This window comes from Pseudonocardia sp. WMMC193, assembly GCF_021728735.1.
GTDB lineage: Bacteria > Actinomycetota > Actinomycetes > Mycobacteriales > Pseudonocardiaceae > Pseudonocardia > Pseudonocardia oroxyli.
This window is the reverse complement of sequence record NZ_JAKKDO010000003.1, coordinates 5,267,285-5,288,043: the sequence shown is the minus strand read 5'-3', so window position 1 is coordinate 5,288,043 and position 20,759 is coordinate 5,267,285. Positions and strand designations below refer to the sequence as shown.

Here is a 20,759-nt window from a genome sequence, read left to right as displayed (position 1 = left end):
TCCTAGTGCACCGGCGGCGCACCTCCGAGCCGCACTAGAGCGCGTTGCACCGTGAGACTGAATGAACTGGCGAACACCTGCGTACACCGTACTCGACGTGCCATCCTCCGGGCATGAAGCGCACCGCACTCGTCTCCGGGGCCGGCATCGCGGGCCCCGCGCTCGCCTACTGGCTGCACCGACAGGGGTTCGCCGTCACGGTCGTCGAGGCCGCGCCCGGGCCCCGGCCGGGCGGACAGACCGTCGACCTGCGCGGCGCCGGACGGACCGTGATCGAGCGGATGGGCCTGCTGCCGGCGGTCCGCGCGGCGTGCCTGGACCAGGAGGGCATCGCCTACGTCGACGCCGCAGGCAGGCATCGCGCCGAGATGCGCGTCGAGGACCTCGGCGGGGACGGGATCGTCTCGGAGTTCGAGATCCTGCGCGGCGACCTCGCGCGGATCCTGCTCGAGGCGACGCCGGAGGCCGAGTACCTCTACGGCCGCACCGTCACCGCGCTCGACGACCGCCTGGTCACCCTCTCCGACGGGCAGCGACGGGAGGTCGACGTGATCGTCGGCGCGGACGGCCCGCACTCCGGCATCCGGCGTCTGGCGTTCGGGCCGGAGGAGCGGTTCGTCCATCCCCTCGGCGGGTACACGGCCTGGTTCACCGCCCCCGACCCCGTGGGTCTCGCGGGCTGGTACGCGATGTACAACGAGCCCGGGCGCGTCGCGTCGATCCGCCCGGACTCGACGCCCGGGCAGGCGAAGGCGGGCCTGTCGTTCCTCTCCGACCCGTTGCCGCGCCTGACCCAGGAGGCCGCGCGCGAGCTCGTCGCGCAGAAGATGGCGGGCATGGGCTGGGTCGTGCCCCGGCTGGTGGAGTCGATGCGGACCGCGCCGGACTTCCTGCTCGACCTCGTGGGGCAGGTCCGGATGGACGGCTGGACGTCCGGGCGGGTCGCCCTGGTCGGGGACGCCGGCTACGGCCCCAGCCCGCTGACCGGCCTGGGGACGAGCCTCGCGCTGGTCGGGGCGTACGTGCTGGCGGGCGAGCTGGGCGCGCACGGCGACGTGGCGGACGCCTTCGCCGCCTACGAGCGCCGGATGCGGCCGTACGTCACGCTCGGACAGACGCTGCCGCCCGGCGGGATCACCGGCTACCTGCCGCGCACGGACGCCGCGATCCGCAACCGCATGTGGACGATGCGGCTGATGGTCTCGCGTCCCCTGCGCGGTCTCTCCCGGCGGCTGTTCTTCAGCCGCGCCGAGACGATCGACCTGCCGGAGTACCCGGAGCTGGTCAGCGGAAATCGTCCGGGCTGACCTCGTCGAGGAACTCGCGGAAGTCCTTGAGCTGCTCGGCGGGGGGCGCATCGGCGCCGTCGGGGAACAGGTCGCTGACGGGTTGCCCGACCTCGTCGAGGATCGCGTCCGCGACGCTGATGCCCACGCCCTCGCGCACCGCGAGGGCCAACGCGTCGCTCGGGCGGACACCCACCCGGACCTCGGAGTCCTCGACGTCGCGCAGGACCAGCTCGGCCTCGTAGACGCCGTCGACCAGCGCGGTCAGCTCGGCCGCCACGATCCGCGCCCCGAGCGCCCCGACCACCGGGACCAGGACGTCCTGGACCTGGCCCTGGTCGTCGGCCGCCGCACGGGGCCCGACCGCGATCACCTCGGCCTGCTGGGGGCGGAGGAAGACGGGCAGGCAGCGGTCGCCGTCGACCTCGCCGAGGACCAGCACCGGCTGTCTGCTGCGGGCGTGGACGATGAGCCGGAGCATTCGCATCGCAGCCATCGGCACAGTGTGCTGGCTCACATGCACGGCCGGTGTCTCAGATCGAGACCGCTAACGGCCCCCGGCCCGGCCCCGAGTCCGTCGGCATGAGCACCGTGGCGGACGAGGCCCGCGCGATCGCGGACGCCTGGTCGGCACCGGGGTCCCCACCGAGCTGGTGGCTCACGGCGGCGCTGCTCTCCGCGGTCGCCGAGGACGAGGTGCTGCAGGACCTCGGCGCCGCGATCCCGCCCGACCGCAGGCCCGCGCTGCTGCTGTCCGCCGCGCTCACCGCCGTGTCGACGGCGGGGGCGGACCCGGTCCGCCGCTACTTCCCCGTCCCCGGCGGCACCCAGCCGCCCGACGACGGCGGGTTCCGGCCCGCCCTGGCGGCCCTGGTCCGCGACCGGCGGGAGCGGATCGCGGAGCTCTGCGCCCGGCACCGCTACCAGATGAACGAGGTCACCCGCAGCATCGACGTGCTGCCCGTGCTCGGCGCGGTCGCCGCGGAGACCGGCCGCCCGCTCGCGCTCGTCGACCTCGGGACCGGAGCCGGTTTCGGCCTGCGGCCCGACCGCTACGGCTACGAGTACACGCTGCCGGACGGCACCGTCCGCGCCGTGGGCTCGGGCCGGCTGACGGTCCGCTGCACCGTCCGCGGCACCGCCGTCCCTCCCCTTCCGGACGGGCTGTCGGTCACCGCCCGGGTCGGCGTGGACGTCGAGCCCTCCGACCTGACCGATCCGGCCACCGCGGCCTGGCTCGCGGCCTGCGTGCCGCCCGAGGTGGGAGCAGTCACCCGGTTCGCCGCGGCGGTGGACCTGGCGCGCGCCGAGCCCGCCGAGATCGTGCGCGGGGACCTGCTGGAGGTCCTGCCCGCCGTCGTCTCGCGGCTCCCCGCGGACACCGCGATCTGCCTGGTCGACACGTATGTGCACGTCTTCCTGGGCCCCGAACGGCTGGCCCGGTTCCGTGAGCTGGTCACCGGGCTGGGCCGCGACCTGGACTGGATCTCCGTCGACCCGCTCGTCCCGCTCGGCCCGGAGGCCACCACCACGGTCCAGGGCCTCGACGTGCCCCCGCACTGGCTCGCCGAGAACCGCGACGGCGGGGTCTTCGGGGTGATCGGCCGGGTCTCGGTCCGGGGCGGCGTGGCCTCGGCGCAGCTGCTCGGGCGCGCGCATCCGGGCGGTTCCTGGCTCGAATGGGGATAGTGCCCCGTCTACTCTCGCAGGCGTGCGACACGGTGGTCGGGCGCTCTGGTTCGTGATCTTCGCGGTCGCGTTCGGCACCAACGTGCCCACACCGTTGCTGTTGCTCTACCGCGCCGAGCTGGGCCTGTCCCCCACCGCGCTGACCGGTGCCTTCGGTGTCTACGCCGCCGGGCTCGTCCCCGCGCTGCTGCTCGCGGGCCCGCTCTCGGACCGGATGGGCCGGGCGAGGGTGGTGGCACCGTTCGTGGTCCTCGCGGCGGTGACCTCGCTGCTGTTCCTCGCCGTGCCGTCCGCGGTGTGGGTGCTCTTCGCGGCCCGCTTCCTGCAGGGCGCGGTGTCCGGCGTGGTCTTCAGCGTCGGCACGGCGTGGCTCGCCGAGTCCCGCCCGGACGCCGCGCAGGCCACCGCCGTCGCGCTCGGGGGCGGGTGGGCGCTCGGCCCGCTGGTCGCCGGGCTGCTCGGGCAGTGGGGACCGGCGCCCGCGATCCTGCCCTACCTCGTGCACGTCGCCCTGCTCGCGCCCGCGGTGGTGCTGGTCTGGCGCATCCCCGAGACCCTGCAGCACCCGCGCCACGGCCCCCTGGTCGACCTCGGGGTGCCGCCCGGCGCGGGGCGGGCGTTCGTGCTGGTCGTGGTACCGATCGCGATCGGGGTGTTCGCCTACGCCGCGACGGCCGTGAACGTCCTGCCGCTGGAGCTGGAGCCGGTCATGCCGGGCGTCGGGGTGGCCGTGACCGGGGTGGTCGCGGGGATCACGATGGGCGCGGGCGTGGCCGTCCAGCCCCTCGTCCGACGGCTGGGGGTCGGGTACGCGGGCGCGGGCGCCCTCGGCCTGGGCGCGGCGGGCACGGCGATCGGCCTGCTCGCGGACACCAGCGGCCGCTGGCAGCTCGTCCTGCCGGTGTCCGCGCTGCTCGGCCTGGCCTACGGGATCTGCCTCGCCACCGGGCTCACCCTCGTCGCCAGGCTGGCCGACCCGACCGCCCGCGGCGCCCTGACCGGGACCTTCTACGCCTGCTCCTACCTGGGCTTCTTCGTCCCGCTGCTGCTCGCGACGGTCGGCGGCGGCGAGTTCGCACCCGGGCTCGCCGGGCTCGCCGTGGTCTCGGCGGTGGCCGCGCTCTGGTTGGCGTCGCCCGCCGCCCGGGCGCTCGTCAGGCCGCCCGCCGCCGTGCCGCCGACGGTGGCTCCCCCACCACCCGGGTGAACGCCCGACTGAAGGCCGCCTCCGACCGGTAGCCGAGCTCGGCGGCGATCCGGGCGACCGTCGCGCCCTCGCCGAGCCGGTCCAGGGCGAGGTTCATCCGCCAGCGCGTCACGTACGCCATCGCGGACTCGCCGACGATCTCGGTGAAGCGGGCCGCGAAGGCCGAGCGGGACATCGCCGCCTCCGCGGCCAGGGAGGCGACCGTCCAGTCCTTCGTCGGATCCCGGTGCAGCTGGGCGAGGGCCCGCCCGATCTGCGGATCGGCGAGCGCGCCGATCCACCCCGTGCGCGGCGCCGTCTCCAGCCAGGCGCGGATGGCCTGGATGACCAGCACGTCCGCCAGCCGGGTGAGCACCGCCTCGCCGCCGGGCCGCATCTCCTCCGCCTCCGCCGCGATCAGCCGCACGGTGTCCTGCAGCCGACCGGACAGCGGGGAGACCGGGATGTGGATCAGCTCCGGCAGCAGCCCGACGAGCGTGCGGGCGGCCGGGTGCGCGAACTTGACGGCGCCGCAGACCAGCACCGTCTGCGCACCGCCGCCGCCGTACCGGAGCAGCGCGTAGTTGTCGCCGGACAGCTCGTGCGCGATCGCGAGCACCGACGGGGCCGAGACGTCCGGCTCGCTGCGCATCACGTGCCCGCCGCCCGGCGGGATGAGCACGATGTCCCCCAGGCCCAGCTCCAGCAGATCGTCGCCCACCTCGAGCAGGCAGCGCCCCTCGGTGACGACGTGGAACCAGAGGCAGCCCGGCATCGCGGGCATGGTGGCGCCCCACGGCGCGGTGAGCTCGGAGCGGCAGTAGAACGCCCCACTCATCCGCAGGACGTGCAGGGCCTCACCGACCGCGTCCGACGGCGTCCGACGGCTGCGACGGAGGAGGCATGCCCGAGACGCTAGCGCTCTGGACGATCGAGCATCAAGAGCGGACTGATGGTCATTCTCCGTCCAGCGTCGAGCCGAGATGCTGGACGCACACCGACGAAAGGGGAACGACATGATCACCGTTCTGGGAGCCACGGGGAACACCGGCGGACGGGTCGCGCAGCGGCTCGCCGAGGCGGGTGTCGAGGTCCGCGGGGTCTCGCGGCGGGGGCCCGTGCAGGCCGACGCCACCGACCGCGAGGCCATGGCCCGCGCGTTCGACGGCGCCGAGGCCGCGTACGTCCTGCTGCCGCTCAGCTTGTTCGAGGTCGGCTACCACGCCCACCAGGACCGGATGGGCGAGGCGATCACCGAGAGCCTGCGCGCCGCGGGCGTGCCGTACGTCGTCGCGCTGAGCTCGCTGGGCGCCGAGCTGCCCTCCGGCACCGGGTTCCTGACGAGCCTGCACCGCCAGGAGCAGCGGCTCGCCACGCTCGACGCGGACGTGCTGTTCCTGCGGCCCGGCCTGTTCTTCGAGTCCTTCCTGCCCGGTCTCGAGGGCATCCGGGCGACCGGCGTCCACCACGACACCATCGATCCCGAGGTCCGGCTGCCGATGGTCGCCACCCGGGACATCGGGGACGTCGCGGCGGCCGCGCTGCGGGGCCGACGGGACACCGGCGTCCGCGAGGTGATCGGCCAGGAGATCACGATCCCGCAGGCGGTGGCGGCCCTCGGCGCCACCTACCAGCGGATTCCCGACGCGGCCCTGCAGGCCGCGTTCCTGCAGGCCGGACTGCCCGCAGACATCACCGAGCTGCATCTGGAGATGAACGCGTTCTTCAACTCGGACCGGATCGCGTGGCGCGGGACGGACCCCCGGACCCCGACGACCGTGGAGCAGTGGGCGCAGGCGCTCGATGCGCCGGTGTGAACGCGCTGGTCATCGGGACCGCGATCGGCGCGGGCCTGCTCGCGGGGATCTACCTCGCCTTCTCCGTGGCGGTCATGCCGGGCCTGCACCGCAGGCCCGACGGCGAGGCGGCCGACGCCATGCGGGCGATCAACCGGGCGATCGTGAACCCCCTGTTCGGCGTGCTGTTCACGGGCACCGGCCTCGCCGGCGCGGTCCTCGCCGTCTGGGCGGCCCTGGACGGGTCCTGGCAGCTCGCGGCCGGTGCGGCACTCGTCCTGACCGGCGGACACCTGATCACGATCGGCGTGAACATCCCGCTCAACACGGCGCTGGACCGGGGTGGGAGCTGGGACGGCTTCGCGCGGCCGTGGAACCGGGCACACACCCTGCGCACGCTGCTCCTCGTGGTCGGGTTCGCACTCCTCGTGGTGTGACCGGACAGGGGCTTGGGTCGGGGCGGGCGGACGGGCATCGTGGTGGGCTGGTCCGCTTCCCCCGGATCCCGTCGTCCACGACCCTCGGGGGAGAAGTGCACCCGTACGAACGCCGCCGCCAGACCGCCCTGCGCGCGGACCAGCAGCTGATCACCCGCGCGGCGGCCTGGCTGCGCCACGACGCCGTCCAGGCCCACTACACCGGCGCGCTGCCCAACCCGGAGTACGCGTTCGGCCTCGCGTCCATCCTCGATCTCCTGGCCCGCCGCGCCGAGGAGGACGACGCCCTGCGAGACCACGCCGTCCGCGTCTGCCGCACGATGCTCGGCGACCGCATGGACATGCCCGCCACCCGCCGCACCCGCCGCCGATGAGCCGTGAGCGGCGATGGTCGCCAGAGCGACCATCGCCGCTCACGAGGGGTTGTCCACAGGGTCATCCACAGCTGTGGATCGAACTAGTGTTCGAGATCGGCCGGGCCCTCCTGGACCTGCAGGCCCAGCTGGTCGGCCACCGCGGCCATGATGTCCTGCACGGCCACCGTGTCGGCCAGCGGCATGACCCGGGACTCCACCCGCCCGGCCAGGACGCACGAGGTGACCTCGGCGAGCTCGTGCGAGTAGCCCGCGCCGACCGGCGGCAGCGACAGCTCCTCGGTGCCGGCACCGTGGCGCGTCACGACCAGGCGGGACGGGTGGTGGAAGCGCGGCGGCACCTCGATCCAGCCGTCGGTGCCCACCACCCGGGCCATGCCCGGGGACTGGCAGCGCAGGCTCGTGAACAGCGTCGCCGACCGGCCGCCGGGGTAGCCGAGCAGCACCGACTCCTCCACGTCGACGCCCTCGACCAGCCCGTGGGCGTGCACCGACGCCGGCGTGCCGAGGATCATCTGCGCGAACGAGATCGGGTACACGGTGAGGTCGAACAGCGCGCCGCCGCCGAGCGCCGGGTTGAAGAACCGGTCCTCGGGGGCGGCGTTCTGCTTGGCGCCGAGATCGGCCTGCACCGCGCTGACCTCGCCGATGGCGCCGTCGGCCACGAGCTCACGCAGCCGGACGATCGCGGGCTGGAAGCGCGTCCACATCGCCTCCATCACGAACACGCCGTGCTCGGCGGCCGCGGCGGCGATCTCGCGCGTGGCCTCGGGTGTGACCGTGAAGGCCTTCTCGACCAGCAGGTGCTTGCCCGCGCGGATCGCGGCCAGCGCCATGGCCCGGTGCTGGGGGTGCGGCGTCGCCAGGTAGAGGACGTCGACGTCCGGGTCCTCCAGGATCGTGCGGTAGTCGTGCACGGAGGTGATCCCGAACTCGGCGGCGAAGGCCTGCGCCCGCTCCTTCGAGCGGGAGGCCACCGCCGTCAACGCCGCGTCCGGGACGTGCACGAAGTCCGCGGCCACGTTCCGGGCGATCCGCCCCGGCCCCACGACACCCCAACGGACCGTCACTTGACCCCCTCCATCAGCCGCCGCAGCAGCGGCGTCGACACCATGACCAGCAGCCCGACCACGATGGCGACCGCTCCGAGGACCCCGAAGTACGCGCTCTCGGAGTCCTCGCTGTAGAAGCCTGCCAGGGTCCCGGACAGCACGCTGCCGAGGGCCACGGACAGGAAGAACAGCCCGACCATCTGGGCCCGGTAGGCCTGCGGTGCGAGCTTCGTGGACACCGACAGCCCCACCGGGGAGATCATCAGCTCGGCCACGGTGAACACCAGCAGGATCCCGACGAAGGGCAGCAGCGCCACGCTGTTCGGCCCGCCACCGGACAGCGGCAGGAACAGCAGGAACGCCACGCCCATGATCGCCGCGCCGAGCCCGAACTTCACCGGCGTGGCGGGCTGGCGGTCGCCGAGCCTCGTCCACAGCGCCGCGAACACCCCGGACAGCACGACGATGAACACCGGGTTGATCGACTGCACCCAGCCGACGGGGAACTCCCAGCCGAACAGGTTCCGGTCCAACCGCTGGTCCGAGTAGATGGTGATCACGGTGAACTGCTGTTGGTAGAGCGACCAGAAGGCCGCGCTGGCGATCCACAGCGGGATGAACGCGAGCACCCGGCGCCGCTCGACGCGGCTGACCTTGGGGCTGGTCAGCAGGAGGGCGAAATAGCCGATGGTCGCCGCGACCGTCACGACGATGACGGCGAGGTCGAGCGTCCCCGCGCTCAGCACGCCGGTCAGCGCCAGCACCACGATCACCACCACGGCCGCGGCGGCCAGCACGATCATGCGGGTGCGCTCGCTCACGGTGAGCGGCGACGGGACCTCGTGCGACGCGTCCGGCAGGCCCTTCCGGAAGATCGAGTACTGGATCAGCCCGAGGCCCATCCCGACCGCCGCGACCCCGAAGCCGACATGGAACCCACCGACGTCCGCCAGCCAGGCCGTGAGCAGCGGACCGACCAGGCCGCCGAGGTTGATGCCCAGGTAGAACAGGGAGAACCCGGCGTCCCGCCGCTCGTCTCCGGGGGCGTAGAGGGTGCCGACGAGCGCCGTCGCGTTGCCCTTGACCCCGCCGGAGCCGAGCGCGATCAGCACCAGCCCCACGCCGACACCGAGCAGACCCGGCAGCACGGACAGCGCGATGTGGCCGAGCATCACCACGAACGCGGCGTAGAAGAGGGTGCGCTCGGCGCCGAGCACGCGGTCCGCCAGCCAGGTGCCGACGATCGTCGAGAGGTAGACGAGCCCGCCGTAGGCCCCGACGATCCCGGTCGCGGTGGCCTCGGAGATCCCGAGCCCGCCCTGCGCCGTGGAGTAGTAGAGGTAGATCAGCAGGATGCCCTGCATCCCGTAGAAGGAGAACCGCTCCCACAGCTCCACCCCGAACAGGGTCGAGAGCAGGAGCGGCTGTCCGAAGAACCTGCGGTCCCGGCGGGCCCCGGACTGCTCGGCGGTAGTCATGCGGGACAGCCTGGCAGCCCGACCGACAGAACGGACCCCGTGAGCGGCGATGGTCGCCATGGCGACCATCGCCGCTCACGACCCTCAGAGGCGCCGGTAGCCGGGATGCACCCCCGGCGTGAGCCCCTGCTGCTCCGCGATCCGTTCCAGCAGGTCGCGCAGGACCTTCCGTTCGCCCGGGTCGAGCGCCGCGGTGATCGCCTCGTCGTGCTCCCTCCCGACGGCGGCGATCCGGGCGAGCAGCTCCCCTCCCGCCTCCGTGAGGTGCAGGGCGTGCAGCCTGCGGTCCTCCGGATTGCGCCTGCGCTCGACGATCCCGCGCTCGTCCAGCCCGTCGACCAGCGCGACGAGCCTGCTCGCCGGCATCCCCAGCCGCGCCGCGATCGCCTGCTGCGACAACCCGGGCTCGGCGGCGACCAGCCTGATCAGCCCCGTCTGCGGCGGCGTCAGGTCCAGCGCGGCGATCCGCTCGCCGAACGCGGCGGCCGCGTGGACACCCAACTGGGACAGGAGGAACGCTGCCGTCACCGCGGAACCGTATCCCTTGACAAATCGTATCCGCAAGAGAATCGTTCTGATTTGTAACGACTTCAAGGGGGAACGATGAGCGCACCCTTCCGCTTCGGTGTGGTCGCGGCGCCGCAGGGACCCGGCCCGGCCTGGCTCGACCGGGCCCGGCGGATCACCGACCTCGGCTACTCGACCCTGTTGACCCCGGACAACCTGCACCTGCACGAGCCGATGCTCAGCCTCGCGGCGGCCGCGGTCGCCGCGCCGACGCTGCGGATCTGCCCGTTCGTGCTGGCCGGGCCCCTGCGTCCGGTCGGGGTCACCGCCCGCGAGGCGCACACCCTCTCGGCGCTGACCGGCGGCCGGTTCGAGCTGGGCATCGGCACCGGCCGTCCGGACGCGCGCGGGGAGGCGGAGGCACTCGGTCTGCCGTGGGGCACCGCGGCCGAGCGGCTGGACGGGGTCCGCGCGGCGATCCACGCGCTCCGCGAGCTCGACGGCGAGGAGCGGACCCCCGTCCTCATGGCGGCGGCGGGCCCGAAGGCGCTGGCGTTGGCCGCCGAGGAGGCCGACATCGTGATGCTCGCGGCCCAGCCGGCCACACCCCGCGAGGAGGTGGCCCGGATGGCCCGCGGCATCGAGCACCTCGAGCTGGGGATGAACGTGTTCGTGGTCGGCGACGAGATCCCGGAGTGGGCGGTCCGCTGGGCGGGTCCGGGTGCCGCGGAGGCCATGCGGTCGGCGGACACCCTGGCCGTCCTGCGCGGCTCGACGGACGAGATGGTCGCCGAGCTGGAGCGCCGCCGCGAGACCCTGGGCGTGAGCTACTTCGCCGTGAGCGAGGGCTTCGCCGAGGCCCTGGCCCCGGTGGTGGAGCGCCTCACGGGCCGCTGAACGCCCAGGAGCCGAGCGGGGAGTACACCCCGCGCTCGCTTCGGAACAGGACGATCTCGCGGACCGTCCACGGCGGGGTGCGCAGCTCCCGCAGGGCCGTGACCAGCGGTGCCAGGCCGGATCCGAAGCCCAGCGTGAGGTGCGGCCGGTAGTCGGTCGCGCCCAGGGCCGCGGCGAGCGCGTGCAGGCGGTCGGTCTCCCCTGCGAGCGCCGCCCACAGGACCCGGTCGTCGAACCGGCCCGCCCCGCGCACCGCCAGGGCGAAGGGCGCGGTCGCGTGGGCGATCGCGGCGAGGTCGGGCGGGTCGGCCTCTCCGAGGAAGCGCAGGGTCACGTGCCACTGCGCGGGCGCGGTCCACCGCACCTGCGGGGCCGACGGCAGGACGGCTCGGATCGCCGCACGGACCTCCGGCGGGGGGACCAGGGCGACGAACCGGCTCACGAGGGGCATCCTGCTCTCCTACGATGGCGCGGTGTCCCTCGTCGTGAGCTCACTGGCCCGCTACCCGGTGAAGTCCTGCCGGGGGGAGCAGCTGCGCGAGGCCGTCGTCGAGCCGTGGGGGCTGGCGGGCGACCGCCGCTGGATGATCACCGACCCGGAGGGCGTGTTCGCGACCGCGCGCACGCTGCCCCGGCTGGTGCTGATCCACCCCGTGCTCCACGAGGGCGGGGTCACGCTGCACGCCCCGGGCGCCGAGCCGCTCCGGGTGCCGTTCCCCGAGGGGGAGGGACTCGAGGACGTCGTGGTCTGGCGGAGCAGCCTCAAGGCCACGTCCGCCGGGGAGGCCGCCGCGGCCTGGCTCACCGAGGTCATGGGCACCGAGCTGCGGCTGGTGCACCTGGACGACCCCACCCGGCGCCCGGTCGATCCCGAGTTCGGCGCGCCCGGCGACCGCGTCTCGTTCGCGGACGGGTACCCGCTGCTGCTCACCACCGATGCCAGCCTGGACGCCCTCAACGACTGGATCGACGAGGGCGTCGACGCCGCCGAGGGCCCGGTCCCGATGACCCGCTTCCGGCCGAACGTCGTGGTCTCGGGCTCCGCCGCCTGGGCGGAGGACGACTGGTCGGTCCTGCGGATCGGCGGCGCCCGGTTCCGCGCGGTGAAGCCCTGCGGGCGCTGCGTGCTCACGACCGTCGACCCGGACACCGGGGAGAAGGGCAGGGAGCCGCTCGCCACGCTCGCCCGGCACCGGCGGGTGGGCAAGGCCATCGTGTTCGGCACGAACCTGGTCCCGGACGAACCGGGCGCCGTGCTCCGGGTCGGGGACGCGGTCGAGCCGCTCGCCTGACGGCGGCGGCCGTTCGCCGCGCCGGGTGAACCCCGCGCGGCCCCCCGCCGTGTCCCCCGACGACGGCGACACGAGGAGGCCGGGTGCAGGACACCGGAGGCGGCGCGGACGACCCGACGCCCGCAGCGGACGTGCAGACGACGGCACGGCTCGCGGACCCGACTCGCGTGGCCGATGCGGGGGACTCGGGTGGCCGGGGTGCAGGACTCGCGGAGAACGCCCCGCGAGTCCCCCGGTTCGGCCACGCGAGTCGGACCGTCTGGTCGGGGCTGCTCACCGGCCTCGCGGCGCTGCTGGTGCTCGGGGCGCTCGTCGCACCCGGAGAGGTCTCCCAGCTGACGCCCGAGGCGTTCGTCCGGATCCCGGTCGAGGCCCTCGCGGGCGCGGCGGTGCTGCTGGTCCTGCGCGGCCGGGCCCGCACCGCCGCCGCGCTCGCGGGCGGAGCGCTGATCGGGATCCTGCTCGTCCTGCGGATCGCCGACCTGGGTTTCCGCTCCGCGCTCGCCCGGCCGTTCGACCCGGTGCTCGACCTGCCGCTGCTGGGCAACGCCGCGGACTACGTCGCCGAGTCCGCGGGCCGGGTCGCCGCCGTGGGCGCGATGGTCGGGGCGGGGCTGCTCACCCTCGCGATCCCGGTCCTCACGGCGCTCGCGGTCCGGCGCCTGGCGGGCAGGCTGCCCGGGGCCCGGGTGCTCGGCGGGGTGGCCGTGGTCTGGCTGGTCTGCGCGGTCACCGGCGCCACCCTGGCGCCGCCCGTGCCCCTGGCGAGCCGGAGCGCCGCCTCACTGGCGTGGAGCGTGGGCAGCCAGATCCCGGTCAGCCTGCACGACGAGCAGGAGTTCGCGAAGGTCGCCGCGAACGACGCCTTCCACGACACCCCGCCCGACCGGCTCCTCACCGCGCTGCGCGGCAAGGACGTGGTGATCGCGTACGTGGAGAGCTACGGGCGCAGCGCCGTCGAGGACCCGCAGTACGCCACCCGGGTCGACGCCACGCTCGACGCCGGGACCAGCACGTTGGCCGCCGACGGGTTCGGCGCCCGCAGCGGGTGGCTGACCTCGCCGATCGCGGGCGGCGGCAGCTGGCTCGCGCACGCGACGCTGTCGTCCGGGCTGTGGATCGACAACCAGCAGCGCTACCGCAGCCTCACCACCAGCGACCGGCTGACCCTCAGCAAGGCGCTGCAGCGGACCGGCCGCCAGACCGTCGGGATCATGCCCGGCACCACCGAGCCGTGGCCGGAGAGCCGCTTCTACGGCGTCGACAGCTACTACGACGCCCACGGCCTCGGCTACCGGGGACCCGGTTTCGGCTGGTCACCGATGCCGGACCAGTACGCGCTCGCCCAGTACGACGCGAAGACGAAGGACCTCCCCGGCCCGCTGGGGGCGGAGATCACCCTGACCTCCAGCCACACCCCGTGGATCGCGGTGCCGACTCTGCGGCCGTGGGACGAGATCGGGGACGGCTCGACCTACGCGACGGACGTCGCGGGGCTCGACCCGCCGGACGTCATCTGGCAGGACGAGGACCGGGTCCGCACCAACTACCGCGAGTCCATCGAGTACTCACTGAACTCGCTGGTCAGCTGGGTGCAGCACAGCGGGGACGACGACCTGGTGCTGATCGTGCTGGGCGACCACCAGCCGGTGCCGATGATCACCCACGACAGCCCGAGCCGGGACGTCCCGATCTCGGTGGTCACGAGGGACCAGCAGGTCCTCGACACCGTCTCGCAGGCGTGGCAGTGGCAGCCGGGCCTGCGCCCCGGCCCCGACGCCCCGGTGTGGCGCATGGACGCCTTCCGCGACCGCTTCCTGTCCACCTTCCGGTGAGCGGCTCCGCCGCCCGTGCGTGGTAAGTGGTGCCAGAGCACCACTTACCACGCACGAGCGCCGGGGGCGCAGAGGTCCAGGTGCGGGACGGTGGCGCGCAGGTCGGGGTCGGCGAGGCGCCGGCGCAGGTAGGGACCGGCCTCGGCGGCCAGGGACGGGTCCTGCGCGACGGCCGCGGAGATCCACCCCCGCAACCACTCCTCCAGCAGCGGGCCCCGGGTGAGCCGCCACGGGGACTCGCGGGTCTGCACCCGGGCGCCCCGGGCGCGGAGGGCGGCGGCCGCGTACTCGCCCGCGTCCGGGCCGAGGAGGCCCGACCGGCGCTGGTGGGCGTCGAAAGCGGCGGCGAACCGCGCGTCGAGCGGCTCGGCGGGGTACAGGGTCGCGCCGCCGGTCACCGAGAGGGTGAACAGGACCGCGGCACCCGCCTCGACGCACAGGTCCACCAGCCGGTCCACCTCGGGCGCGGTCAGCAGGTCCAGCAGCGCGGAGCAGGTGACGAGATCGGCGTCGAGCGCGGTCGCGGACGTCAGATCGCCGACGACGGGGATGCCGCCGTCTCGCGCCGCGATCTCCAGCAGCACCGGGTCCCGGTCGTGGAGGTACCAGGTGCCGGTGCGCAGCAGCGGCCGCAGCCAGCGGCCCATCGAGCCCGACCCGCACCCGAGGTCGCGCACCACCGCGGGCTCGGGGAGCAGCCCCACCAGCTCGGTCGAGCGGGCGGCGGCGTCCGCGGGCTCCCGGAGCGCGAGCCAGTCCGGCACGCACACCGGGTCGCCGGGGGTGCTGAGGCGAGCGTCGATCTCCATGTCGTCGACCGTAGGCCTGCGCCCGCGAAGCGGACTGAACCGGGAGCCGTCGGGATCCGTGTGGGGAGTGTGTACCTCTCGTCCCCGGCCCCGACCCGAATCGGCACGCTCGCCGACCGCCAGCAGGCGGGCGCCGCGCTGCTGCAGCTCACCGTGCTGGTCGCGATCCACCCCGGCCCCGCGGGCTGGCTCGCCGGTCTGGTCTACGCGTTCGGGCTGCAGGTCCTGCTGGCGGGCGCCGTCCGCCGGGCCGACGCGACGACGTTGGGGCCCGCGGACCTGGTCACCCTCGGCCGGGCGCTGCTCGTCGGCGGGGTGACCGCGATGGTCGCCGACGGGTGGTGGTCGGGTGATCCGCGCGTCGGGGTGCTCGTGCCGCTGGCCGCGGTGGCCCTGGCGCTGGACTTCGTCGACGGCAAGGTCGCGCGGCACACCGGCACGGTCAGCGAGCTGGGCGCCCGCTTCGACATGGAGACGGACGCGTTCCTGATCCTGGTGCTGAGCGTCGCCGCGGCGGCGGTGGTCGGGCCGTGGGTGCTGGTGATCGGCGGCCTGCGCTACGCCTTCGTGGCGGCGGGCTGGGTGCTGCCGTGGCTGACCGGGACGCTCCCGCCGTCGTTCTCGGCGAAGGCGATCGCCGCCGCGCAGGGCGTCGTGCTGGTGACCGCCGTCAGCGGCCTGCTCTCCCTGCTGCTCACCATGCTCCTGGTCGCGGTGGCCCTGACCGCTCTGGTCTGGTCGTTCGCCCGCAGCGTCCTCACCCTGTACCGCACTGTGGAGCCACCACTGCCGTCGACAGGCCTCGGAACGACGGTCGTGGCTCCACAATGCGGGTCAGGTGACGGTGCGCACGCCTGCGGCGGCCAGGGCGGGGACCGCTGAGCCCACGGTCTCGAAGCCCTCGCCGACCGTCTGGCCCGCGACGAACCGCGCGTGGATGCCCTCCGCGATCACCGCGATCTTGAAGTAGGCCAGCGCGAGGTAGAACTCCCAGTTCACGATCTCGCGGCCCGCGGCCTTCGTGTACCGGGCCACGAGGTCGTCCGCCCCCGGCAGCCGCGGCGAGGTGGCGGCTGCGCCGCCCGCCAGCACCGGGTCGAACGCCGGGTCCGAGTAGACAACGTGCAGCGCCAGGTCGGACAGCGGGTCACCCAGGGTGGACATCTCCCAGTCCACCAGCGCCCGGACGTCCGAGGCGTCCGTCTCGCCGACGATCGCGTTGTCGATCCGGAAGTCCCCGTGCACGATCGACGCCCCGGACTCCTCCGGCGTGTGCTCGGCGAGCCACCCGTGCAGCGCCTCGACGTCCGGCAGCGGGCGGGTCGAGACCCGGGTCCACTGGTCGTACCAGCGGCGGACCTGGCGGCCCAGGTACCCGGCGGGCTTGCCGAACGCCCCCAGCCCGACGGCCGCGGGGTCGACGCCGTGCAGCGCGGCCAGCGCGTCGACCAGGGCGTACGCGCAGTCGTGCACCTCGGTGTCCGACAGGGCCGCGAGCTGGTCGCGGGTGGCGATGGTGCGCCCGGGCACGAACTCGACGACCGCGAACGGCGCCCCGATGATCTCGGGGTCCTCGCTCTGCAGAACGGGCTTCGCGACCGGTACCCCGTGCCCGTGCAGCGCCGCGACCACGGTGTACTCGCGCTTCATGTCGTGGGCCGACGGCGTGAGCCCGCCCAGCGGCGGGCGCCGCAGCACCCACGTCGAGGTGCCGTCGGTGAGCCGGTAGGTGAGGTTGGAGCGACCGCCGTGCAGCAGCTCCGCGGTGAGCGTGCCGGTGCCCGGCACGTGCTCGTCGACGTACGCCTGGAGCTTGGGCAGGTCGAGTCCCTGGACGGCCACGGCGCCTCCTCGTTCGGCTAATGCTCGCTAGCCATCCGACCACATCACCGGCGCCCGTGGTGGCTAATTGTTGTTAGCCTCACCCCATGGCAACGCGCGAGGCGATCGGGGAGGCCGCGCTGCGCCTGTTCGCCGAGCACGGGTACCAGGGCACGACGATGGCGGACATCGGGACCGCGGTCGGCATCCGGGGGCCCAGCCTCTACAAGCACGTCTCCTCCAAGCAGGAGCTGCTCGTGGCGCTGCTGACATCCACGATGGACGCTCTGATCGAGGCGCACACGGCGGCGTTGGCCGGCACGAGCGACCCCGTCGAACGGCTGCGGCGCGCGGTCGACGCCCACGTCCGCTTCCACGCCCGACACCGCCTGGAGGCGTTCGTCGGCGCGAGCGAGATGCGGAGCCTCGAGGAGCCGCACCGCGGCACCGTGCTGGCGAAGCGCGCGGAGTACGAGCGCGGCTTCCGCACCCTGATCGAGCAGGGCCCCTTCGACGTCGCCTCGGTCCGGCTCGCCTCCTACGCGGTCCTCGACCTGGGCATGGGCCTCGCCACCTGGTACCGCGAGGAGGGCGCCCTCTCCGAGGACGAGGTGGTCGCCCAGCAGGTCGAGTTCGCGCTGCGCCTCGTCGGCGCCGTGCTATAACGCTTGTTATAGGCCCGACGAAGGGAAGCCCGTTGAGCGACACCCTCCCGCCCGTGTTCGACCGGCTCCGGCTGCCGGTGATCGGTGCGCCCCTGTTCATCATCAGCAACCCGCGCCTGGTCATCGAGCAGTGCAAGGCCGGCGTCGTCGGGTCGTTCCCGGCGCTGAACGCGCGGCCTGCGAGCCTGCTGCGGGACTGGCTCGCGGAGATCACCGAGGAGCTCGCGGCGTACGACGCGAAGCACCCCGAGCGCCCGTCCGCGCCCTTCGCGGTCAACCAGATCGTCCACCGGTCCAACACCCGGCTGGAGGAGGACCTCGCCACCTGCGTCGAGTTCCGGGTGCCGATCATGATCACCTCGCTCGGCGCCCGGGAGGACGTCAACGAGGCCGCCCACAGCGTGGGTACCGTCGTCCTGCACGACGTGATCGACGACCGGTTCGCGCGCAAGGCCGTCTCCAAGGGCGCCGACGGGCTGATCGCCGTGGCCGCGGGCGCGGGCGGGCACGCCGGCGTGCGCAGCCCCTTCGCGCTGGTCCAGGAGATCCGCCAGTGGTTCGACGGACCGCTCGCACTGTCCGGATCCATCGCGACCGGCGCCGGAGTGCTCGCGGCCCGGGCCATGGGCGCGGACTTCGCCTACCTCGGCTCGGCGTTCATCGCCACCGACGAGGCCGCCGCCAAGGACGAGTACAAGCAGGCCATCGTGGACGGCTCCTCGGCCGACATCGTCTACAGCGACCTGTTCACCGGCGTGCACGGCAACTACCTCGCCCCCTCCATCCGCGCGGCGGGCCTCGACCCGGCGAACCTCCCGGCCGGGGACGTCACCACGATGGACTTCGGGTCCGGCGGCACGAGCGACGCCAAGGCCTGGAAGGACATCTGGGGCAGCGGTCAGGGCATCGGCGCGGTCGACGCCGTCGTCCCCGTGCGGGACCTCGTCGCGCGGCTGTCGGACGAGTACGCCGCCGCCCGCGACCGCCTGGCGCTCTCGGCGTGAGCGCCCCGGCGGACGTCCGGACCGCCACCCTGGACGCCGCCGCCCACCTCCTCGCCACCGAGGGACCCCGCGGATTCACCGTCCGCGGGGTCGCCGCGGCGGCGGGCGGCTCCACGATCGCCGTCTACCACTACTTCACCGACAAACAGGGCCTGATCGACGCCGTGTACGTCGAGGGCCACCGGCGCCTGCGGTCCGCCCAGGAGGCCCAGCGGTTCTCCGACGACCCGGAGCGCGACGTCCGCGCCGCCTGCCTCGCCTACCGCGAGATCGCCCTGGCCTACCCGGACTACTTCCTGGTGATGTTCGGCCACGGCCTGGATCGCTTCACCACCGACGTGCGGGCCACCGGCCGGGACAACTACGGCGGGTTCATCGAGGTGATGCGCCGGTGGAACGCCCGCGCCCCCCTGCGGGTCGACCCCGAGTCCGCGGCCTACACGCTCTGGGCCGCGGGCCACGGCATGGTGATGCTGGAGCTCACCGACAACGGCCCGCACGAGGACCGCTCCGCCCAGTACGACACGTTGATCGACACCCTGATGCGCGGCCTGACCGCGTGAACGGAGATCGCGGGCCCGCGCATACTGGGTCATGGCCCGCGCGCAGATCATCGTCCACGAGACCGACCCCGTCCGGCAGCGGCGGGTGCCCGGCACGCTCCTGCCCGCGCTGGAGGAGCTCGGGTTCTCCGTGCGGATCGGGACCTTCCTCGACGGGGGCGACGTGGCTCCCGGGGCCGACGTCGTCGTCGTGATGGGGTCGCGGCACGCCGCCTACGACGACACCCTGCCGTGGCTCGCGCCGGAGCTGGAGTTCCTGCGCCACACCGACTCCCCGGTCTTGGGGGTGTGCTTCGGCGGGCAGGCGCTGTCCCGGGCGCTCGGCGGGACCGTGACCCTGGCGCCGCAGCCGGAGCGGGGGTTCGTCGACCTCGACGGCGACCTCCCGGCGCGTCGGTGGATGGAGTTCCACTACGACGCGTTCACCCTGCCGCCCGGCGCGGACCTGTTGTCCCGCAACGAGACCGGCGTGCAGGCCTTCCGCAGCGGCCGCAGCCTGGGCCTGCAGTTCCACCCGGAGATCACGCCGGACGTCTTCGAGACCTGGGCCGAGTCCTGGTCCCCGGAGTTCCTGGCATCGGTGGAGGCGGAGGTGGACCTCGAGGCCGTCCGCAAGGAGCTCGCCACGCGCCAGGACGAGCTCGCGGCCCAGTGCCGGGCCCTGCTCAGCCGCTTCCTGGACGCGGCGAAGCCTGTTACCTGACGTGCACCGGGAGCCGCTCGACGCCGTAGACGATGCTGGCGTCCCGGTACTCCAGCTCGTCCGCCGGGACCGCGAGGTGCATCCGCGGGAAGTGGTTGAGCAGGGCGGGGTAGGCCGCGCGCAGCTCCATGCGGGCCAGCTCGGCGCCGATGCACCGGTGGATGCCGTGGCCGAAGGCGTAGTGCGGGCCGGGGACGCGGTGCGGGTCGAACGTCTCCCCGCCTTCGCGGTCCGCGGCGAGCAGCGAGCAGATCACGCCGTCGCCCGTCTTGATCAGGGTGTCGCCGACCTGCACGTCCCGCGTCGCGAACCGGGGGAAGGCCACCTGCACCACCGTCAGGTAGCGCAGCAGCTCCTCGACGACCGGGCCCGCGTCCTCCTCCCGGACGATCCGGGCCGCCTCGGGGTCCTCCATCAGCGCGATCGCCCCGAGCGCCAGCATCGACGCGGTGGTCTCGAACCCGCCGGTCAGGACGCCGTCGGCGAGGCCGGCGAGCTCCTCGTCGTCCACCCGGTCGCCGTGGTCACGGATGATCATGCCGAGCAGGCCGTCGGTCGGGTGGTCGCGCTGTCTGCGGACCTGCTCGCGCAGGAAGACCAGCGAGTCCGAGATCGCCCCGAGTGAGGCGCTGGCGCCGCCGAGCAGGTCGAACCGCGCGGTCGCGACCTCCTGGAAGGCCTCGCGCTCCGAGTACGGCACCCCCAGCAGCTCGCAGATGACCAGCGAGGGGATCGGCAGCGCGAAGTGCTCGACCAGGTCGACGGGTCCGTCCGCGGCGTCCATCGTGTCGAGGCACTCCGCGACGATCTCCTCGATCCGCGGGGTGAGGCGGGCGAGGCGGCGCATCGTGAACTCGGGGGTGAGCACCTTGCGCAGCCGGCTGTGGACGGGCGGATCGGAGAAGCCCAGGCCACCGGGGTTCTCGGTCTCCGCCATGCCGAGGGTGCGGGCGAGATGGTTGAAGTCCGACGAGTAGTCCTCCACCGAGGACAGGACCGACCGGACCTCGTCGCGGCCGGTGACCAGCCAGACGTCCAGTTTCAGGGGCAGGTCGAGCTTCGAGACCGGGGCCGCCGCGGCGAGCTCCGGCACCGGGTCGAGGCCCTCACGGCGCAGTGGCATGAGGGCGGAGTCGGGGAGCAGGGAGCCGAGGTCGAGGCCCTTGGCGTTCATGCGGGCCAGTTGGCGGCGGACGAACCAGGACGCGATGCGCGCGCGCAACGTGGGCACGGCCCGAGCCTACCGACGCCCACCGACACGGTTCCGGGAGCGGCCCCGGCACGGGTGCCGGGGCCGCACGACCGTGCGATGGCGTCGTACCGACCCCCCGGCGGATGCGCCCACCGGTACGGCGCCTCACCAGC

The 20,759-nt window shown here is 73.9% G+C and carries 23 protein-coding genes; 14 read left to right on the top strand and 9 right to left on the bottom strand.

Going from position 1 to position 20,759, the window contains the following annotated elements; translation table 11 throughout:
* Positions 1-113: 113 nt before the first annotated feature.
* Complete coding sequence (locus tag L3X23_RS27200; protein ID WP_237195612.1) at positions 114-1,307, top strand: FAD-dependent monooxygenase; 1,194 nt, start codon at positions 114-116, stop codon at positions 1,305-1,307.
* Here the strand turns inward: L3X23_RS27200 and L3X23_RS27195 are convergent.
* Positions 1,285-1,782, bottom strand: a complete 498-nt coding sequence (locus tag L3X23_RS27195) for a bifunctional nuclease family protein (protein ID WP_237195611.1) — start codon at positions 1,780-1,782, stop codon at positions 1,285-1,287. The two genes, L3X23_RS27200 and L3X23_RS27195, sit on opposite strands and share 23 nt — an antisense overlap.
* Positions 1,783-1,868: 86 nt before the next feature.
* Between L3X23_RS27195 and L3X23_RS27190 the strand changes: the two genes are divergently transcribed.
* Entirely contained in the window at positions 1,869-2,975 is a 1,107-nt protein-coding gene (locus tag L3X23_RS27190; protein ID WP_237195610.1) for a DUF2332 domain-containing protein, read from the top strand.
* Positions 2,976-2,997: 22 nt separating this feature from the next.
* Complete coding sequence (locus L3X23_RS27185) at positions 2,998-4,182, top strand: MFS transporter (protein ID WP_237195609.1); 1,185 nt, start codon at positions 2,998-3,000, stop codon at positions 4,180-4,182.
* Here the strand turns inward: L3X23_RS27185 and L3X23_RS27180 are convergent.
* Positions 4,130-5,179 (bottom strand): AraC family transcriptional regulator, encoded by a 1,050-nt coding sequence (locus tag L3X23_RS27180; protein ID WP_255734010.1) that lies wholly within the window; start codon positions 5,177-5,179, stop codon positions 4,130-4,132. The genes L3X23_RS27185 and L3X23_RS27180 overlap by 53 nt on opposite strands.
* On the opposite strand from L3X23_RS27180, the gene L3X23_RS27175 reads away from it, so the two are divergent.
* From L3X23_RS27175 to L3X23_RS27165, 3 genes are read left to right on the top strand one after another with little or no spacing between them, the layout of a single operon-like run.
* Positions 5,178-5,978, top strand: coding sequence for an NAD(P)H-binding protein (locus L3X23_RS27175; RefSeq protein ID WP_237195607.1), 801 nt, complete (start codon positions 5,178-5,180; stop codon positions 5,976-5,978). The two genes, L3X23_RS27180 and L3X23_RS27175, sit on opposite strands and share 2 nt — an antisense overlap.
* Positions 5,975-6,394, top strand: a complete 420-nt coding sequence (locus L3X23_RS27170) for an anthrone oxygenase family protein (protein WP_237195606.1) — start codon at positions 5,975-5,977, stop codon at positions 6,392-6,394. The genes L3X23_RS27175 and L3X23_RS27170 overlap by 4 nt, the downstream gene beginning before the upstream one ends.
* Positions 6,391-6,768, top strand: a complete 378-nt coding sequence (locus tag L3X23_RS27165; protein ID WP_237195604.1) for a hypothetical protein — start codon at positions 6,391-6,393, stop codon at positions 6,766-6,768. The genes L3X23_RS27170 and L3X23_RS27165 overlap by 4 nt, the downstream gene beginning before the upstream one ends.
* An 83-nt stretch (positions 6,769-6,851) precedes the next feature.
* On the opposite strand, the gene L3X23_RS36345 is transcribed toward L3X23_RS27165, so the two are convergent.
* The 3 genes from L3X23_RS36345 to L3X23_RS27150 form a co-directional block, all read right to left on the bottom strand.
* Complete coding sequence (locus L3X23_RS36345; protein WP_237195601.1) at positions 6,852-7,838, bottom strand: Gfo/Idh/MocA family protein; 987 nt, start codon at positions 7,836-7,838, stop codon at positions 6,852-6,854.
* Positions 7,835-9,298 carry a peptide MFS transporter gene (locus L3X23_RS27155; RefSeq protein ID WP_237195600.1) on the bottom strand — a complete coding sequence of 488 codons (1,464 nt, stop codon included), beginning with the start codon at positions 9,296-9,298 and terminating at the stop codon, positions 7,835-7,837. Before L3X23_RS27155 ends, L3X23_RS36345 begins: the two co-directional genes overlap by 4 nt.
* 84 nt (positions 9,299-9,382) lie before the next feature.
* Entirely contained in the window at positions 9,383-9,826 is a 444-nt protein-coding gene (locus L3X23_RS27150) for a MarR family winged helix-turn-helix transcriptional regulator (RefSeq protein WP_237195599.1), read from the bottom strand.
* 75 nt (positions 9,827-9,901) lie between these two features.
* On the opposite strand from L3X23_RS27150, the gene L3X23_RS27145 reads away from it, so the two are divergent.
* A complete protein-coding gene (locus L3X23_RS27145; RefSeq protein WP_237195598.1) occupies positions 9,902-10,702 on the top strand; it encodes an LLM class flavin-dependent oxidoreductase in 801 nt (266 codons plus the stop codon).
* Here L3X23_RS27145 and thpR read toward each other — a convergent pair.
* The gene (gene thpR / locus L3X23_RS27140; protein WP_237195597.1) at positions 10,689-11,153 is read right to left on the bottom strand and encodes an RNA 2',3'-cyclic phosphodiesterase; all 465 of its coding nucleotides are present in this window, start codon (positions 11,151-11,153) and stop codon (positions 10,689-10,691) included. The genes L3X23_RS27145 and thpR overlap by 14 nt on opposite strands.
* A gap of 22 nt (positions 11,154-11,175) precedes the next feature.
* Between thpR and L3X23_RS27135 the strand changes: the two genes are divergently transcribed.
* Together L3X23_RS27135 and L3X23_RS27130 are read left to right on the top strand one after the other, a co-directional pair.
* Positions 11,176-11,994, top strand: coding sequence for an MOSC N-terminal beta barrel domain-containing protein (locus L3X23_RS27135; protein ID WP_237195596.1), 819 nt, complete (start codon positions 11,176-11,178; stop codon positions 11,992-11,994).
* A gap of 83 nt (positions 11,995-12,077) precedes the next feature.
* Positions 12,078-13,829: a sulfatase gene (locus L3X23_RS27130; RefSeq protein WP_237195595.1), complete on the top strand. Its 1,752-nt coding sequence runs from the start codon at positions 12,078-12,080 to the stop codon at positions 13,827-13,829.
* A 44-nt stretch (positions 13,830-13,873) separates the two neighbouring features.
* On the opposite strand, the gene L3X23_RS27125 is transcribed toward L3X23_RS27130, so the two are convergent.
* On the bottom strand, positions 13,874-14,638 hold the full coding sequence (locus L3X23_RS27125; protein WP_237195594.1) for a class I SAM-dependent methyltransferase: 765 nt from the start codon (positions 14,636-14,638) through the stop codon (positions 13,874-13,876).
* A 69-nt stretch (positions 14,639-14,707) separates the two neighbouring features.
* Between L3X23_RS27125 and L3X23_RS27120 the strand changes: the two genes are divergently transcribed.
* Entirely contained in the window at positions 14,708-15,520 is an 813-nt protein-coding gene (locus L3X23_RS27120; RefSeq protein WP_237195593.1) for a CDP-alcohol phosphatidyltransferase family protein, read from the top strand.
* Here L3X23_RS27120 and L3X23_RS27115 read toward each other — a convergent pair.
* On the bottom strand, positions 15,473-16,480 hold the full coding sequence (locus L3X23_RS27115; RefSeq protein WP_093083341.1) for a phosphotransferase family protein: 1,008 nt from the start codon (positions 16,478-16,480) through the stop codon (positions 15,473-15,475). The two genes, L3X23_RS27120 and L3X23_RS27115, sit on opposite strands and share 48 nt — an antisense overlap.
* 86 nt (positions 16,481-16,566) lie before the next feature.
* On the opposite strand from L3X23_RS27115, the gene L3X23_RS27110 reads away from it, so the two are divergent.
* From L3X23_RS27110 to L3X23_RS27095, 4 genes are read left to right on the top strand one after another with little or no spacing between them, the layout of a single operon-like run.
* Positions 16,567-17,124 carry a TetR/AcrR family transcriptional regulator gene (locus tag L3X23_RS27110; protein WP_093083344.1) on the top strand — a complete coding sequence of 186 codons (558 nt, stop codon included), beginning with the start codon at positions 16,567-16,569 and terminating at the stop codon, positions 17,122-17,124.
* A 32-nt stretch (positions 17,125-17,156) separates the two neighbouring features.
* Complete coding sequence (locus tag L3X23_RS27105) at positions 17,157-18,128, top strand: nitronate monooxygenase family protein (protein WP_237195592.1); 972 nt, start codon at positions 17,157-17,159, stop codon at positions 18,126-18,128.
* The gene (locus L3X23_RS27100; protein ID WP_237195591.1) at positions 18,125-18,691 is read left to right on the top strand and encodes a TetR/AcrR family transcriptional regulator; all 567 of its coding nucleotides are present in this window, start codon (positions 18,125-18,127) and stop codon (positions 18,689-18,691) included. The genes L3X23_RS27105 and L3X23_RS27100 overlap by 4 nt, the downstream gene beginning before the upstream one ends.
* Positions 18,692-18,722: 31 nt before the next feature.
* On the top strand, positions 18,723-19,394 hold the full coding sequence (locus tag L3X23_RS27095; protein WP_237195590.1) for a type 1 glutamine amidotransferase: 672 nt from the start codon (positions 18,723-18,725) through the stop codon (positions 19,392-19,394).
* Here L3X23_RS27095 and L3X23_RS27090 read toward each other — a convergent pair.
* A complete protein-coding gene (locus L3X23_RS27090) occupies positions 19,387-20,568 on the bottom strand; it encodes a cytochrome P450 (RefSeq protein WP_237198133.1) in 1,182 nt (393 codons plus the stop codon). The two genes, L3X23_RS27095 and L3X23_RS27090, sit on opposite strands and share 8 nt — an antisense overlap.
* Positions 20,569-20,759 lie beyond the last annotated feature (191 nt).